10 protein-coding genes and 1 rRNA gene are annotated in these 12,886 nt (G+C 43.2%); 6 read left to right on the top strand and 5 right to left on the bottom strand.

What is annotated here, in order from left to right:
• The first annotated feature begins 154 nt into the window (after positions 1–154).
• Positions 155–270, top strand: a 5S ribosomal RNA gene (gene rrf, locus Xentx_RS12400).
• 56 nt (positions 271–326) lie between these two features.
• Here the strand turns inward: rrf and Xentx_RS12395 are convergent.
• Positions 327–992, bottom strand: coding sequence for a GntR family transcriptional regulator (locus Xentx_RS12395; protein WP_074020542.1), 666 nt, complete (start codon positions 990–992; stop codon positions 327–329).
• 369 nt (positions 993–1,361) lie between these two features.
• On the opposite strand from Xentx_RS12395, the gene Xentx_RS12390 reads away from it, so the two are divergent.
• The 5 genes from Xentx_RS12390 (at position 1,362) to Xentx_RS12370 (ending at position 9,000) form a co-directional block, all read left to right on the top strand.
• Positions 1,362–2,612 carry an NRAMP family divalent metal transporter gene (locus Xentx_RS12390; protein WP_074020541.1) on the top strand — a complete coding sequence of 417 codons (1,251 nt, stop codon included), beginning with the start codon at positions 1,362–1,364 and terminating at the stop codon, positions 2,610–2,612.
• Positions 2,613–2,622: 10 nt separating this feature from the next.
• Positions 2,623–3,390 (top strand): LamB/YcsF family protein, encoded by a 768-nt coding sequence (locus Xentx_RS12385; RefSeq protein WP_074020540.1) that lies wholly within the window; start codon positions 2,623–2,625, stop codon positions 3,388–3,390.
• Positions 3,391–3,433: 43 nt separating this feature from the next.
• On the top strand, positions 3,434–5,062 hold the full coding sequence (locus Xentx_RS12380) for a 5-oxoprolinase subunit B/C family protein (RefSeq protein ID WP_074020539.1): 1,629 nt from the start codon (positions 3,434–3,436) through the stop codon (positions 5,060–5,062).
• Complete coding sequence (locus tag Xentx_RS12375) at positions 5,059–6,837, top strand: acetyl/propionyl/methylcrotonyl-CoA carboxylase subunit alpha (RefSeq protein WP_074020538.1); 1,779 nt, start codon at positions 5,059–5,061, stop codon at positions 6,835–6,837. The genes Xentx_RS12380 and Xentx_RS12375 overlap by 4 nt, the downstream gene beginning before the upstream one ends.
• Before the next feature lie 96 nt (positions 6,838–6,933).
• On the top strand, positions 6,934–9,000 hold the full coding sequence (locus tag Xentx_RS12370; protein ID WP_074020537.1) for a TonB-dependent receptor domain-containing protein: 2,067 nt from the start codon (positions 6,934–6,936) through the stop codon (positions 8,998–9,000).
• A gap of 94 nt (positions 9,001–9,094) precedes the next feature.
• Here Xentx_RS12370 and frdD read toward each other — a convergent pair whose 3' ends face one another.
• Genes frdD through frdA form a run of 4 tightly spaced genes read right to left on the bottom strand, consistent with a single transcriptional unit; the run spans position 9,095 to position 12,396 of the window.
• The gene (frdD, locus tag Xentx_RS12365) at positions 9,095–9,448 is read right to left on the bottom strand and encodes a fumarate reductase subunit FrdD (protein WP_074020536.1); all 354 of its coding nucleotides are present in this window, start codon (positions 9,446–9,448) and stop codon (positions 9,095–9,097) included.
• 16 nt (positions 9,449–9,464) lie between these two features.
• Positions 9,465–9,860, bottom strand: a complete 396-nt coding sequence (gene frdC, locus Xentx_RS12360) for a fumarate reductase subunit FrdC (protein ID WP_074020535.1) — start codon at positions 9,858–9,860, stop codon at positions 9,465–9,467.
• Positions 9,861–9,872: 12 nt separating this feature from the next.
• A complete protein-coding gene (locus tag Xentx_RS12355; protein WP_074020534.1) occupies positions 9,873–10,607 on the bottom strand; it encodes a succinate dehydrogenase/fumarate reductase iron-sulfur subunit in 735 nt (244 codons plus the stop codon).
• Positions 10,600–12,396 (bottom strand): fumarate reductase (quinol) flavoprotein subunit, encoded by a 1,797-nt coding sequence (frdA, locus tag Xentx_RS12350; RefSeq protein WP_074020533.1) that lies wholly within the window; start codon positions 12,394–12,396, stop codon positions 10,600–10,602. Before frdA ends, Xentx_RS12355 begins: the two co-directional genes overlap by 8 nt.
• Between the last annotated feature and the right edge of the window lie 490 nt (positions 12,397–12,886).

Here is a 12,886-nt window from a genome sequence, read left to right as displayed (position 1 = left end):
AGGCTGGGTGTGTAAGCGTTGCGAGACGTTGAGCTAACCAGTACTAATGAACCGTGCGGCTTAACCTGACAACACCGAAGGTGTTTTGGGTGTGAGAGAAGAGAAAAGTTTCAGAGAGAGAAAACAGCTTGTTCGGGATTGAAAACAGGATTTGTCTGGCGGCAAGAGCGCGGTGGTCCCACCTGACCCCATGCCGAACTCAGCAGTGAAACGCCGTAGCGCCGATGGTAGTGTGGGGTCTCCCCATGTGAGAGTAGGGAACTGCCAGACATTCAATTAGCCAGAGAAGCCATCCTTTACGGATGGCTTTTTTGCGTTTAATTTTTTTAGGATATTTGGTTATTTTTACGTGTATAAGCAGCCAATATCGCCCTTTCTGATAATTCTAAATAATCTTTCATTGTCTTAGCGGCTTGTTCATTTTTCCCTGAATTGAGTAGTTCCAGAATATGCGCGTTTTTATCGATATAAGGTGCATACAAAAGCTCAGGATCATTTAAAATACCAAAAGCCAGACGAAGTTCTGCGGAGATATTGTGATAAAAAGCGATCAACCTATCACTATCAGTTAATTCTACGATCGCGGCATGAAAGTGCATATTTTCTGTTCCAGCACCAATCCAATCTTGTTGCTCACGGCATTGCCGAGCAGCTTCAACGGCTTGTTTCATTTTGGCAACACTAGGGTGCATTGAATAAGCCTGGGCAAGCGCCTGACATTCAATTAACTGTCGAACTCGATAGATATCAATAATGGATGCAATGTCGGGAGTCGCGACAAACACGCCACGATTAGGTTCATGTTTCAGCAGCCCTTCTTGCGTGAGAAGGCGGAACACTTCACGTAATGTATTTCGTGAAATTGCAAGCTGTTCACTCAACGCAGCTTCTGATAGTCGTTGTCCAGGTAATAACTCCCCAACAACCAATTTATTTCTGATGGTTTCAGCGATTCTTTTGCTCAAGGTTTGGGGAGAATGGTTTTTCTTCATAGTCATCCGTTAGATTTAATGGCTGATAACAAACACCTTCAAAGCGTTTACAAAAGCGAATCTTCACATATTCCCCGAGAACCAGCAAGTTACAACCATTGAACCAAAACAGGGCGATATTATTGTGCTTATTGCACCTAAATTGTGCATATTGATGATAAATCCAACGAAAAATGTTAAAAAAGTGATCCCTATTGGGTTTTGAAGATCGATAATACAATTTTATTTGCTTATTTCCCCATCAGATCTTATTTATTGTTCAACAATACATTCATATTAATCAAACAATTCTCTTCTTTAGTTCCACAATGGTACAAATATTGCTTAGAAAACAATAAATACGATAACGATGACAGGGGAGAATAGCCAATGGCTATACAGGAAACAGTGAAACAAGACACGGCAAATTTTGTATTAAATCGGCGTTCGTCTTTGATTGCTGCGGTTTTTCTGATGGCGACATCAGCGATTGGACCTGGGTTTATCACTCAAACGGCTACATTTACTGCGACGATGGGAGCCGCTTTTGCCTTTGGTATTTTAGCCTCTATCTTGATTGATTTTGTGGTACAGCAAAATATTTGGCGAATAGTCACGTTAACCAGAATGCAATCAGCGGATATTGCTAATGCTGCGGTTCCAGGAAGTGGTTATTTATTGGCTATTTTAGTAATTTTGGGTGGATTAGTATTTAACGTCGGTAATATTGCGGGAGCAGGATTAGGGCTTAATGCCCTGATGGGATTGGAGCCGAAATGGGGCGGATTACTCAGTGCGCTGATGGCTATTTACATTTTTACCTCTCGTAAGGCGGGTGTCACTATTGATCGTATTATGGTGATATTGGGGCTCGTCATGATAGCAATGACATTGTTTGTTGCGATAGTTTCTAATCCGCCAGTGGGAGAAGCCTTACGACAAACAATACTGCCTGATGAAATCAATTTTGCGACAATAACAACGATTGTTGGCGGAACTGTTGGTGGTTACATTTGTTATGCAGGCGCTCATCGTTTACTGGATAAAGGTGCGGTCGGCATTGAAAACATCAAAGTTGTTTCCAGTGCAGCAACGAAAGGGATCTTGGTCGTTGGCTTGATGAGATACCTATTATTCCTCGCCATTTTGGGTGTGGTTGCCAGCGGCGTTACACTTGATGTTGCTAGTCAAACGGCAAATCCTGCCTCACAAGCTTTTCAGATAGCTGTTGGTGAGTTTGGGTTGCGTATATTTGGCTTAATCGTTTGGGCTGCGGCAATTACCAGTATTATTGGTGCTGCTTATACTTCCATTTCTTTTTGCAGTGTTTTTCGAAAGCAATTTACTGAGCGCCAGCGCAATATTGCGACGTTGTTCTTTATTGCCATATCGTTAGCCGTTTATTTAGTTATGGGAACCCCACCAGCCGCGTTGTTGGTTTTCGCCGGTGGGTTCAATGGGCTCATTCTTCCTCTTGGTTTGACTATCTTTGTTTATGTTGGCTGGAAACGCGCTGATTTGATGGCTGGATATGTCTACCCTCGCTGGTTACTGTGGTCTGGTGCGGTGACTTGTGTGCTGACATGGTACATGGGCGCCATGTCTATCGGTTCAATCTTTGAGTTTTTGAAATCAGCTTAGGGAAATCATCATGATAAAAACGATCGATTTGAATAGTGATCTCGGTGAAAGTTTTGGTCAATGGCGCATGGGAAACGATGAAGAAATACTGGGTATCGTTAGTAGTGCTAACGTTGCCTGTGGTTTTCATGCGGGTGATCCGGTTGGGATTTTGCAATCCTTGAAAACTGCGCAGAAAAATGATGTAGCCATAGGTGCCCATGTTTCTTATCCCGATTTAGTTGGTTTTGGGCGACGTAAAATGGATATAGCTAATCATGAACTTACCGCTGATGTTATTTACCAGATTGGTGCCTTGCAAGGATTGGCTACGGCGGCAGGTACTAAAGTGAGTTATGTCAAACCTCATGGCGCGCTTTATAACACAATCGTAAATGACGAATATCAGGCAATTGCTGTTATTGAAGGAATTCTGGCGATAGATCCTAACCTTGCATTGGTTGGTTTGGCGGGATCAAATATTCTCAAATTGGCTCAGGAAAGAGGGTTGAGAACCATAGCAGAAGCGTTTGCTGATCGTGCTTATACCTCACAAGGGGAATTAGTTTCCCGTCGTGAAATGGGTTCTGTTTTGCATGATGCTGATCTCGTTGCTCAGCGCATGTTGCAATTGGTAACAGAAGGGGGAGTTGAGTCAATTGATGGCAAATTTGCCCCTATTCAGGCGGATTCAATTTGTGTGCATGGTGATACTCCTGGTGCGGTAGCGATGGCAAAACAGGTCAAGGCAGTTTTGCAGCAGGCGGGAATGACTATTCGGCCATTTATTCATTCATAAGTATGGATCGCATTAATATGGTTAGTCATTTGGGGAGATAGCCTTGCGTTTTTTACCTGTTAATAACAATAACATAATGGTTGAATTGAATGGATTAGCAGAAACACTGGCTCTGCTTGATTCACTGAATATGTCACCCATTTTGGGGATTGAAGAAATTATTCCGGCTGCGAGAACGCTGATGGTTCGTTTTCGGCCGACAAAAATCTCAAACCAACAATTAGCGGCAGAAATCAGTAGCCGAGATTTGCAGGAACGCAATCATGCAACGGGAAAAAGAATAGAAATTCCTGTGCATTACAACGGTGATGATCTTGCGTTGGTTGCGGAAATATTGGGATGTACAGTTCAGGAGGTTATTCAGCAACATACCGAAAATGAATATACCGTAGCCTTCACTGGATTTGCCCCTGGGTTTGCCTATATGGTATCGAATACCTCACAATGGAATATACCTCGTCGCAAAACCCCTAGAACGCGCATTCCGGCAGGGGCTGTTGCATTGGCAGGGGAATTCAGCAGCATTTATCCGCAGGCAAGCCCCGGAGGATGGCAGCTTATCGGCATTACGACCGAAAGTATGTGGGATCTTTCCCGTCCATCACCGGCCTTATTGCAACCGGGTTATCGTGTTAACTTTCGAGATGCTGGGCGTCATCCTGCAACAATCAGTTTACCTGAAACTGATGCACCTGAAATTAGCTTGCTTGAAACGTCGGACAATAACATGGCACTTACTTCAGATGATTGCTGTCATCTGGAAATTTTGTCTGTGGGATTACAAACCTTATTTCAAGATCTGGGGCGGGTTAATCAGGCAAAATCGGGGATCTCAGAATCGGGTGCAATGGATAAAAGGGCCTTGCGCAGTGCAAACCGTATTGTTGGTAATCCCTCTGACCAAGCGTGTCTGGAAATAGTTCAGGGTGGATTTAAGGCGATAGTACATGGACAGATGCTGATTGCGATTACAGGAGCGCCCTGTCCAATAGAAATAAAAACGCCATCAGGCGAAATATTCCATGTGAATACTTACCAACCAATTGATTTAAACGATGGTGACGAAATTTCGTTGGGTGTGCCTGTAGCTGGTATGCGTTCTTATTTATCGGTGCGCGGAGGCTTTACTGTTTCAGCCATTTTATCCAGTCATTCATTTGATACCTTGTCCAATATTGGGCCTGCTCCGTTGAAAATGAAAGATAAATTAGTTGTCGGTGAAACATTTCACTGTGCAGCAATATCTGTTTCTGAAACTCCGGCTTTTGACATGCCAAATAAAGATGAAATTGTAATATTGGATATCATATTTGGCCCTCGTACAGATTGGTTTACGCAAGAATCCATTGACTTATTGAGCAAACAAATTTGGCAGGTAACACCTCAATCCAATCGAATTGGTTTGAGGTTAAATGGTGAGTGCTCGCTATCGCGAATTAAGTTACAAGAACTACCTAGCGAAGGAACATGTGCAGGGGCGATACAAATTCCTGCTAGTGGGCAGCCGGTATTGTTTTTAGCTGACCATCCATTGACCGGAGGGTATCCAGTTATTGCCTCAGTCGCAGATTATCATCTCGATCTTGCTGGCCAGATCCCTGTCAATGCCAAAATTCGGTTCAATCCCATCAGCCAATTCTATGAAATTCAAGGGAGTAATGATTTACCATGAACACCACTGTGAACAATGTAAATAACAATATTAATAAGAAAGTGTTGATTGCCAACCGTGGAGAGATTGCTGTTCGGGTCATTCGGGCTTGCCGCGATTATGGCGTACAGACAGTCGCTGTCTATGCGAATGTCGATATCAACGCACAACACGTTCAACTGGCTGATGAGGCTTATGCTTTAGGAGGAAATAGCCCAACAGAAACTTACCTCAATATTCCTCGTTTGCTAGATATAGCGAAGAGATCTGGAGCAACAATGGTGCATCCAGGTTACGGTTTTTTGTCTGAGAGAGCGGAATTTGCTCAGGCAGTGATTGATGCTGGCTTAATTTGGATTGGCCCTAATCCTGAAACTATTGATGAGCTGGGAGACAAGGTTAAGGCGCGTAGGATAGCCCAGAAAGTGGGAGCGCCGTTGGTCGTTGGGACATCAGAGCCAATCAAAAATGTACAGGAAGTTGTTGCTTTTGCGGAACAGCATGGCTTGCCGATTGCCATTAAAGCGGCTTTTGGTGGTGGTGGACGAGGTTTGAAAGTTGCCTGGCGTATAGATGAAGTTGCAGAACTTTATCACTCCGCGGTACGTGAGGCGACAGCGGCATTTGGTCGTGGCGAATGTTTTATTGAGCAATTTTTGGATAAACCACGCCATATTGAAGCACAGGTCATTGCGGATAAACAGGGTAATATTGTAGTACTTGGTACTCGTGACTGCTCTTTGCAGCGTCGTAACCAAAAGTTAGTGGAAGAAGCGCCTGCACCATTTTTAACTCAGGAACAAAGAGCACGTATTCATCAGTCAGCAAAAGCCATTTGTGCAGAAGCCAATTATGTAGGAGCTGGCACAGTAGAGTTTTTACTGAGTGCAGATGGCGCACTTTCTTTCTTGGAAGTAAATACTCGCTTACAAGTGGAACATCCTGTGACAGAAGAGACAACGGGTATTGATCTGGTTATCGAACAGTTGCGGGTAGCGGAAGGTTATCCATTAAGTATTCAGGAAACACCTACCCCAAGGGGGCATGCGTTTGAATTTCGTATTAATGCGGAAGATGCGGCTAAAGGTTTCCTGCCAACATCTGGCACAATTACCGAATTTACCCCGCCTGCTGGCCCTGGTATTCGTTTGGACTCCGGTGTGGTTAATGGCTCCACAATTCCGGCCACTTTTGACTCACTAATGGCAAAATTAATTGTCACAGGGGCGACCAGAGAACAGGCCATTGTTCGGGCACGTCGAGCATTGAAAGAGTTTAAGATCCGTGGAGTAGCCTCCGTTTTACCTTTCCATCAAGCAGTGATGGAGCATCCAGATTTTATTTCTGGTGATAAATTTAATGTCCATACCCGCTGGATTGAAACGGATTTTGTGAATGAACTAGAAGCTTCTCTACGCCAGTTCCCGATTGAAGATAAAAAAATGACTCACACTTTTATTGAGATCGATGGCCGCAGACATGAATTGGGATTGCCACCGGATTTGTTGGCGGGATTGGTGAATTTAGCTCCTGTGGGTGAACAGCAATTTTCGCCGTCTGCCATAAAGGAAAAACTGCCAGAAGATCCCCGTCAGGTAAAAGCCCCTATTTCCGGTATTCTGCATTGTTGGATGGTTAAAGAAGGTGAGCAAGTCAGTGAAGGCGATGTGATTGCAGTGATGGAAGCCATGAAAATGGAAGTACAAATCAATGCTCATTGTTCAGGAACAATCACGCTCTGTGCCCAAGCGGGAGATTATCAAGATGCAGAGAGTGTCCTGGCTAACATAGAGTAGTAATGAATTACTCCATACTCGGCTTTAAAGTTATTTACATTTCTCTTGGAAATGTAAATAATAACTCTTCTCAATAGTATTCTTTCTTGAAAATAAATGTCTAAAATTACCAAAATTTACGCTAGCCTGGCGAAAAGTGGCCTGTGTGTTCCTCTGATGTCCGCATCTATGCTGACAGTCGCTATCTCTACCAACGCATTTGCAAATGTTGAAAGCTCAACTAAAAAATCGACTAACACTAGCGATACATTAGTTGTGATTGCGGATAACAATGCTCATGAAGTATCAGAAGATAGAAAAGTCAGCCGTAATGAAATCAGGGTTAAACAAGCACAAAGTGTCGGTGATATTTTAAAGAATGTACCGGGCGTACAAGCCGGTCACCCTAGCGCTATAGGACAACGTTTCAAAATCCGTGGGATGGATGATCAATTCATTAACGTGACGATTGATGGCGCAAGGCAAGAAGGATATCACTTCCATCATTCAGGAAGTTACGGTATCGATCCTGAAATGTTAAAGCAAGTTGATATCAAGGTCGGTAGTAACAGTATTACCTACGACACTGGTGCTATTGGTGGTGCATTAAAATTTGAAACCGTTGATGCCGGTGATCTGTTAGAACCGGGACAATTATTTGGCGCTAAAGGAAAATTAAACTATTCAAGCAATGGTTCTGAATTCCAACAATCTTTAGCGACCTATGGCAGATTAGGTGCTGCTGATTTATTAGGTTACTTTACCCATCGCAATATGCATGATGCTGAATCTGGCAGAGATAATCATGGGAGAGATTCAATTCCGACAGATGGAAGGTTATTCAATTACCTATTAAAAGCGAAATTTAATCTAACAGATGAGCAGTATATTAATGTATCAACAGAACATTATAAGAATGATGCTGATACTAACTTTAGGTTAAATTTTGGTGATGATATTAATGAAGGGAAAAAAGGAAAATATGCTATTGACCGTAAAACCCATAATATCACTTATGGATATGCACCAGTCGATAATGACCTCATTGATTTAAAAATATCTGCCTATCATACTGAACAGGCTTTTACCCATATGAGAGAAATCACCGGAAATGGGAAAGGATTTGATAGTGTTGTTGAAACCCAAGGTATTAAGGTTCGTAATACCTCTAGTTTTGATACTCAGAGATTAGCTCATACTTTAATCTATGGGTATGAATATTTTGATACCAGAATGGCATACACTGATGTAACAGAAAATGCATACAAAAAAGAAACAGAAAGAGGAAATGCATCATCTGTTTATTTAGAGGATGATATTCAATTTGCTGATTTCCATATTATACCGGGTATTAGATGGGATCACTATAAATATCATACTATTAATAAACAAAATGAACAGTTTGATAGAACTTATTCTCATTTCGCAAAAGCACTCGGATTGAAATACGAACTTGGGGCATCTACAACACTATTTGCCAATTATACCGAACTTTTTAGAGGTCCATTGGGCAAAGAAATTGGTTTGGGACGAACTGGCCATAATGATAACTTAAAGGCCACGACTGGTTACAACTTAGAAACTGGATTGGTCGGTTCTTATCCTGGCGTTTTTGCTGAAAATGACACATTGATGGTCTCAGGTAAGGTATTCCAAACGAATTTCAAAAACCTGTCTACAACTTTAGCTAAGAGGGAATTACACAATATCCCGAAATCCAGATTGGAAGGGTTTGAATTAGCGACTGGCTACAAATTGGATAATTTGTCTTTAAAAGCCACTTATGCCAAAGTTAATAACAAGATTATTGAAGGTAATGAGCTGTTTGACAAAGCATTTACCAGAGGATTAGAGTTTGAGCCATCAGTGGGTGACTCTATCACTATGGGTGGTAGTTACCTGTTTGACAAAACTGACATTGAACTCGGTTGGAATACTCGCTTTGTTATGTCAAAAAACTCAAAAGGTAAAGGTCGAGATGTACATAAGCAGGGATATGGTGTAAGCAATATGTATATCTCTTGGGCACCAGAATCAGGTGTATTTAAAAATACCGAACTCCTGTTTGGCATCGATAATATGTTCGATAAACGTTACAACGAACACTCTTACTATTTGAATACTACACGAGGACAAGAAGAGAAAGGCCGCACATATAAAGCGACAATTTCTTATAAGTTCTAATGAACATGTCTTAATGGCTTCAAAAAAATACCTTTTATAACAAGTCTGCGGTTTATCCGCAGACTTTTTCCTAAGATTATTTTCCAATTCATAATTACAGGGTAAAAATCCCAATTAGAGCAATAACAGTCAAAATCGCGGCTGTACCATAAAATACCCACTTACTGGCGGGAACATGGATTTGCAGATCGTGCATACCATGATGCAGGCGATGTAAACCACACCATAAAGGCAGGCTAATCATCAGCAGTAAAAAGATGCGGCCAATAAAACTCTGGCAAAATGTCAGGATACGTTCATAAGAAAGTGCTTCTGGGGCTAATCCCAGTGGTAGTAAGACCCCCAATAGAAGAATAATTGCTGGCCCAACAATCGCGCTCCACATACCACCGGCGCCAAACAGCCCCCAGAAAATCGGTTCATCGGAACGTTTAGGTACTTGATTCATCAGATCCTCCTTGAGATTAGAAAAACAGTGCTATGTCGAGAATTACGGTGGTAGCAATAATAGTGATTGCCCATAGCAACTTGATAATCGGCCCTGGTGGCATTTTCTCATTCTTAACGATGATATTGAGTGCCTTGGGAGCTAGCTCAAACCATGTTTTGGTATGCAGTAATGTAGCCAGCAAAGTGATGATATTAATCAGTAGCACCAGTGGATTTTGCAAAAAAGAGACAAACCCCGCCCAGCTTTCAGAGCCACTTTTCAGGGCAAACAAACCGTAAAGTACCAAGACACTGAACCAAACAGTGGGAATGGCTGTTCCTTCACGCAACATATAGAAGCGATAAAAACCAAGTTTATGCCACCAATTAGATTCCATACTACGCACATAAGGCTTACGTTTTGTCGTCATTACTCTCTCCTCTTATTGTGGTTTCAGCATGGAGATAAGGAAATCTTTGGCGCTTTCTGCCTTGCTCTGTTGAATCGCACCAGCCGGATCAACATGTTTCGGGCACACTTCGGAGCAGTAACCGACAAAAGTACAAGACCAGACGCCATTATCTCTGTTGATTTGCGGCATGCGTTCTTTCTTACCGTGATCGCGGCTATCAAGGTTATAGCGGTGTGCCAGCGTGACTGCGGCAGGCCCAATGAACTCAGGATTCAGGCCAAATTGGGGACAGGCGGCGTAGCACAGGCCACAATTGATACAACCGGAGAACTGATGGTATTTCGCCATTTGAGCAGGGGTCTGCACATTTGGACCATCGGCGGGTTTACGATCATTGCCAATGATATAAGGCTTGATAGCTTCCAGGCTTTCAATAAAGTGAGTCATATCCACAACCAAATCCCGCTCAATGGGGAAATTGCCTAATGCTTCGACTTTCATTCCTTGAGCATAATCGCGCAGAAACGTTTTACAGGCCAGTTTTGGTACACGGTTTACCATCATGCCGCAGGAACCACAGATTGCCATACGGCAGGACCAGCGGTAAGAGAGGTCCGGCGCCAGATTGTCCTTGATGTAACCCAAGGCATCCAGCAGTGAAGTTTGCTCATCGTAAGGCACTTCATAAGTGGCGAAATGGGGTTCACTGTTAATTTCCGGGTTATAGCGCATGACTTCTATTTTCAGACTGTTCATCTCAGCCATTCGCGTGCTCCTTCTGTTTCTGCTCTTGTGCAGCCGCTTCACCCCCATAGACGCGTTTCGCTGGTTGCGATTTGGTGATTTTTACATCACTGTATTCCAGACGCGGGGCACCCTCTGGGTTATAGAACGCCAGTGTATGTTTCAGGAAGTTCTCATCATCACGTTCGGTACAGCCTTCATCAAGGCGCTGGTGGGCGCCGCGGGACTCTTTGCGATTCATGGCGGAATGTGCCATACATTCAGCGACGTCCAAACAAAATCCTAATTCAATGGTGTAGAGCAGATCGGTATTGAATACACTGGAACGGTCGCTAATTTCGATATGTTTGAAGCGTTCTTTCAGTTCGAAAATTTTGTCGATGGTTTTCTGCATCAGCGCAGGTGTACGATAGATTCCGCAGCCTTCTTCCATTGAAATTCCCAGTTCATCGCGGATTTTCGCCCAGTTTTCGCCGCCTTTCTGATTCAACAACTTATTGAGTTTATCTTCAACATCACGAGATTGAGCATCCAATCCGCTATTATTGGCGGGTTTCACTTCCTGGATATACTTGACTGCTTCTTCACCGGCCAGGCGGCCAAAGACAACTAATTCAGCCAGCGAGTTAGAGCCGAGGCGGTTTGCACCATGCAAGCCAACAGAAGAGCATTCACCGATAGCGAACAATCCTTTGATGCGAGTTTCACCCTGTTGATTCGTTTCGATTCCGCCCATAGTGTAATGTGCAGTTGGACGAACGGGGATTGGTTCTTTAACCGGATCAACGCCAACATAGGCTTTTGCCAGCTCACAGATAAATGGCAGACGTTCGAGCAGTTTTTTCTCACCTAAATGGCGCAAATCCAGATGTACTACATCGCCACGCGGCGTTGCGATGGTGCGGCCTGCCCGCCATTCATGCCAGAACGCCTGGGATACTTTGTCACGTGGGCCTAATTCCATATATTTGTTTTCAGGATGTCCAAGTGGCGTTTCTGGCCCCAGGCCATAATCTTGTAGATAACGATAGCCATCTTTGTTTACCAGAATCCCGCCTTCACCACGACAGCCTTCGGTCATCAAAATACCGGAACCCGGCAGGCCGGTTGGGTGATATTGCACAAATTCCATATCGCGTAATGGTATGCCGTGACGGAATGCAATTCCCATGCCATCACCCGTGACAATGCCGCCATTAGTGTTATAACGGTATACACGTCCGGCACCGCCAGTCGCCATAATGACCGCATTGGCGCGGATCTGAACTTTCGTCCCTTCCATCATATTTAGCGCAACTAACCCGCGTGCTTGTCCTTCATCTACTAAAATATCGAGGACAAAATGCTCATCAAAACGCTGGATTTGTGGATATTTAAGTGAAGTCTGGAACAGTGTATGGAGCATATGGAAACCCGTTTTATCGGCGGCAAACCATGTGCGCTCAATTTTCATGCCCCCGAAACGACGTACGTTCACAGAACCGTCATCCTTGCGGCTCCACGGGCAGCCCCACTGCTCCAGTTGGATCATTTCTATCGGACAATGCTTGACGAAATATTCAACCACATCTTGCTCACACAGCCAGTCACCACCGGATACAGTGTCATTGAAGTGAAAATCATAGGAATCGTGCGATTGAGTGACTGCGGCAGATCCGCCTTCTGCGGCTACCGTATGGCTACGCATAGGGTAAACTTTTGAGAGCAAGGCGATGTTGAGTTGAGGATTGGCTTCAGCAGCCGCGATGGCAGCTCGTAGCCCTGCACCACCGGCTCCGATAATCGCGAGGTCGACATTGAAGGTTTGCACTGCTCTTCTCCATTATTCAAGTGGGAGTCAATCTGCTATTTTTTATATGGCTTAATTATAGCGAAGAGTGTAGGAGGCAAATTTGATATGGATGCGGGTTTTGCTGGATTTTACCTGCAAAACGTGATCTAACGCATATTTTATCTATTTTAATGTTGCATGTTAATATAGGTTATAACTTCATTAATAGGGTTTATATAAAATTAAATGATGAAATTAATTAGCTTGGATAACAAGATGGTTTTTATTATAAATTTATATAATTAACCATTTTTCATTGATATGAAACATTAGAATACAGATGTATAATAGACTAAAAATAATTTTAATTAATTTTTTATATTATGGCTTTAGCCAGTTTAAGATGCGTTAGCTTCTTAAACATAAAACCACCCGCTATGCGGGTGGAGTTCAAGGGTTATACCAAGAAAAACACCTTTCCGTTACGATATAGATGTTCAAGCTAATATACGTAACTTAAATAAGGAAA

It is taken from the genome of Xenorhabdus thuongxuanensis (assembly GCF_001908095.1).
GTDB classification, from domain to species: domain Bacteria; phylum Pseudomonadota; class Gammaproteobacteria; order Enterobacterales; family Enterobacteriaceae; genus Xenorhabdus; species Xenorhabdus thuongxuanensis.
Note: the sequence above shows the minus strand (reverse complement) of the source record. Positions and strands in the feature narration are given on the sequence as shown.

Coding starts and splice junctions, on each gene's coding strand:
- Xentx_RS12395 (WP_074020542.1), bottom strand. CDS start 992: ATGAAGAAAAACCATTCTCCCCAAACCTTGAGCAAAAGAATCGCTGAA.
- Xentx_RS12390 (WP_074020541.1), top strand. CDS start 1,362: ATGGCTATACAGGAAACAGTGAAACAAGACACGGCAAATTTTGTATTA.
- Xentx_RS12385 (WP_074020540.1), top strand. CDS start 2,623: ATGATAAAAACGATCGATTTGAATAGTGATCTCGGTGAAAGTTTTGGT.
- Xentx_RS12375 (WP_074020538.1), top strand. CDS start 5,059: ATGAACACCACTGTGAACAATGTAAATAACAATATTAATAAGAAAGTG.
- Xentx_RS12370 (WP_074020537.1), top strand. CDS start 6,934: ATGTCTAAAATTACCAAAATTTACGCTAGCCTGGCGAAAAGTGGCCTG.
- frdD (WP_074020536.1), bottom strand. CDS start 9,448: ATGAATCAAGTACCTAAACGTTCCGATGAACCGATTTTCTGGGGGCTG.
- frdC (WP_074020535.1), bottom strand. CDS start 9,860: ATGACGACAAAACGTAAGCCTTATGTGCGTAGTATGGAATCTAATTGG.
- Xentx_RS12355 (WP_074020534.1), bottom strand. CDS start 10,607: ATGGCTGAGATGAACAGTCTGAAAATAGAAGTCATGCGCTATAACCCG.